Consider the following 3,030-nt stretch of genomic DNA (forward strand, 5'->3'; position numbering starts at 1 on the left):
TGGCTCTGACGCAATTTTGGTGCAGCTCCGATTATTCTGCACCGATTAGCCTGGCCTGAAGGAGATCGATTTTCCCGCGACCGTACATCTGCCTTCTCACGAGCTTGAGGCGGGTGATCTGACCTTCAGTCTGTCCGTTGGACCAGGGCGAAGTGATTGCCGCCCGAACCGCCGCTTCATCCTTCGTGACGCCGCTGGCGAAGGAAGTCACGAGACTGGCGCGGGCGCGGTCGATCCACGGCGTGAGCCCTGCTTCGGCTCTGCGTCGGATCATCAAGTGGAATTCGGCGATGATCTCGCGAGCCTCGACCAAGGATGGTACGCCAGCTTCGATTGCCGCGACCGTGACGGTCTCTGCTTTCGTGAGCAGATCTCCGCCGATTGTCATGAGGCGCGCGATCGTTCTGGCCGATGGAATCCGCTGAAGGTTTCGTGCGTCGGGCTTTTCAGCCCTTCGTCTGCGGGTCGCCCACTCGCTGATGACGCGGAGCGAGCCTCTGAAGCCACGCGCCGTTAAACGACGCCAAAGTTCAGCCCCGTTTCGGCAGCCGGACGCCCACTGATCGTCGAGCCACGGCAAGTGTAAGTCCAACGAACTTTGCCGGGTCCGGAAGACATCGTGTCGTTCGCCGCGAATCGCCTGCCGTACCAGCTGCCTGCTGTGACCAGTCTGACGCACGATCTGCTTGATGGGTATGCCATTCTTCGACAGAGCCAGGATAGCCGCATTGGTCTCCTCGCGGCGCAGATAACCCTCATACTGGATCCGCTCTGCGGCTGTTAGCAGCTTGGGATCAATCGTGGTCGCGCCGATCACTGTGCGTATCTGGCGCATCGATTTGCGAACGGCATCGAGGAAGGCCCGACTGGCGTTCTCCATCAGATGCCAACGATCTGCAACCTGTACCGCATGCGGTAAGGCTCTTGCTGTCGCTTCGCCATATCCCCCACCACGGTCACGGGCAACGATCGCGATCGTGGGATGAGCAGCGAGCCAGGCTTGGGCAGTTGCGGGCTCCCGATCCGGGAGCAGGGTGACTACTCGGCGCCGCTCCAGGTTGCAGATGATGCTGGCGTATCTGTGGTTGCGCCGCCAGGCCCAATCATCAATGCCGATAACCCTGAGCGGATCAGCTGGCGGACGGCTACGGCGTCGGACCACGCGAAGGAGCGTATCCTTGCTCACCGGCAGCATTAGCCGTTTTGCGAAGCCTGCTGCCGGTCGACCGCCAAGTGCCAGACCGAGGTGATGGACGATAGAGTCCAGCCTTGCCGTGCGTCGCGCCGACGGTGCCAGCACCCCTTCGGCGAAGCGCTCGGTGAAGATTTGGCGCCCGCATAGGACGGCGCCGCAACGGAAGCGACGAGCAATCACCAGAAGCTGTACGATCCGCCCCGAAAGGGGAAGATCAGTCACACGACGCCGGTATCGGCTATGGACGCGTCGGGAAACCGTTCCGCAAGATGGGCACAGACCAATGCTTCCCGACGCCCGGACCGCAATAACAGCCTTATCACCTTCGTAGTACGCACTCTCTACAACAAATCCACTCGGCACCAGACTGGAGCGCTGGAGTGCCTGCTGCATGGCGCTGATTCTCCCCCAAATCAAAGCGCCAGACATCCCTCGAACTGCATCAAAAGTGATGGTGTGGAACGGCCCTTCGAACCGGCATCAAAAGTGCCTAACGTGGTCGCTTGGAGAGGCGCCACAAAGGAAGGACCGTTCCATGGAAAAGATTATCACGGTGGGTTTGGATTTGGCCAAGTCGATCTTTCAAGTTCACGGCATCGCCGAAAACGGAGAAGTTTTGGTTCGGCGCACGTTGCGACGATCGCAGGTGTTGCCATTCTTTCGAGGACTCCCCGCCTGCTTGGTAGGCATGGAGGCTTGTGCGAGTGCACATCACTGGGCGCGCGAGATCGCGGCCTTGGGCCACTCGGTCTGCATGATGCCGCCAGCCTACGTGAAGCCCTACGTCAAACGAAACAAGACCGACATGGCGGATGCTGAAGCCATTTGTGAGGCGGTCACCCGCCCGACAATGCGGTTCGTACCGGTGAAGACCGTCGAACAACAAGCAGCCGGCATGATTTTGCGAACGCGAGAGATGTTGATGAAGCAGCGCAGCCAGACTGCAAATGCCCTGCGCGCTCATATGGCCGAGTTGGGCATCATCGCGGGGACAGGCATGGCAAGCATCGCGAAGCTCCTGGTGCTGCTTCGCGATGAAAGAGATAACAGGATCCCCGGCGCCGCCCGCTTTGCCCTGATCCAATTCGCTGAACAGATTGAGCTACTTACAACCCGCATAGAGAAGCTTGACAGGGAGATTATGGTTGTCGTCAGAAAGGATCCAGATGCTAGGCGTCTGATGAGCATACCCGGTGTCGGTCCTCTCATCGCAGCTACTGTTCGGACATCGGTCTTGGATCCTCGTGGCTTTGCGACCGCACGAGATTTTGCGGCTTGGACGGGGCTAACGCCGAGGGCACGGTCTAGCGGCGGGAAAGAAAGGCTCGTGGCGATATCAAAACGTGGAAATCGGCAACTCCGGACGCTCTTGATCGTCGGCGCGACCTCGATCATCAAGCTTGCCAAAAGAGGCTTGAAGGTCCCGCTCTGGGTTCGGACCATGCTGCAAAGACGGCCGGTGAAGGTCGTGTCGGTGGCGCTGGCCAACAAGATTGCGCGCACCATCTGGGCTTTGCTGGTCAGAGGCGGCATCTATCAGCCACCGGCGGCAATGCTGAAATCTTAAAGCTCACCGGCAGAAGCAGAAGCTGCCGAAGAGGCAAGGTGCAAATCTGGATGAACCCTGAATGACGACATTCTCGGTAGCAATCAGACCGCCTGACTCACTGCGCTTCGAGCGCGAGAAATTGATTGGGCGATTGCTTCCGCGGATATCATCGTGGCCAGCGGCCGGGTGCCGCGTTCAAAGGCCGGACATATGACCGCACCGTCATCCCTTGTTCAACCAGAGAAAGATCTTGCAGCCCGGGCCGTTCCACATATGAGTCAGAGCC

General features: G+C 59.4%; 2 protein-coding genes. One reads left to right on the forward strand and one right to left on the reverse strand.

The window, feature by feature from the left end:
- Positions 1 to 31: 31 nt before the first annotated feature.
- Positions 32 to 1,588 carry an ISL3 family transposase gene (locus tag CT676_RS43350; protein WP_135217323.1) on the reverse strand — a complete coding sequence of 519 codons (1,557 nt, stop codon included), beginning with the start codon at positions 1,586 to 1,588 and terminating at the stop codon, positions 32 to 34.
- A gap of 142 nt (positions 1,589 to 1,730) precedes the next feature.
- Between CT676_RS43350 and CT676_RS43355 the strand changes: the two genes are divergently transcribed.
- On the forward strand, positions 1,731 to 2,762 hold the full coding sequence (locus CT676_RS43355; protein ID WP_135217324.1) for an IS110 family transposase: 1,032 nt from the start codon (positions 1,731 to 1,733) through the stop codon (positions 2,760 to 2,762).
- The last annotated feature ends 268 nt before the right edge of the window (positions 2,763 to 3,030 follow it).

Source organism: Bradyrhizobium sp. MOS001 (assembly GCF_004634465.1).
In the GTDB taxonomy this organism is placed as follows: Bacteria; Pseudomonadota; Alphaproteobacteria; order Rhizobiales; family Xanthobacteraceae; genus Bradyrhizobium; species Bradyrhizobium barranii.